This is a genomic window from Mesorhizobium sp. M8A.F.Ca.ET.218.01.1.1 (genome assembly GCF_004791165.1).
In the GTDB taxonomy this organism is placed as follows: domain Bacteria; phylum Pseudomonadota; class Alphaproteobacteria; order Rhizobiales; family Rhizobiaceae; genus Mesorhizobium.
Genome location: NZ_SRUZ01000136.1, coordinates 1 through 322, shown reverse-complemented (window position 1 = coordinate 322; position 322 = coordinate 1). Strand labels below are relative to the sequence as shown.

Genomic DNA, 322 nt, shown 5'->3' with positions numbered 1-322 from the left:
CTTTTCAAGGCGTCCAGCAGTTCTCCGGTATAGGCGCCGACCGTGCGCGCGTTCTCGATCAGCCCCTCGCCCTCGATCACGTCGAGCACCGCGATGCCGACGGCGGCCGCGACCGGATTGCCGCCGAAAGTGTTGAAGTAGCCGGTGTTCGAACCGAACGAGCTCACCAGCTTCGGCCGCACGATCACCGCGCCCATTGGGTGCCCGTCGCCGATCGGCTTGCCCATGGTGACGATGTCAGGTTCGAGGCCATAATTGGCGAAGCCCCACATGCCCTGGCCGAGCCGGCCGAAACCGGACTGGACCTCATCGGCAATGACGA

General features: G+C 64.9%; 1 protein-coding gene. It reads right to left on the bottom strand.

Annotated elements, in window-relative coordinates:
* Positions 1 to 322, bottom strand: a 322-nt coding sequence (locus tag EN861_RS34730) for an aminotransferase class III-fold pyridoxal phosphate-dependent enzyme (protein ID WP_135928238.1), incomplete at both ends; no start/stop codon positions are given.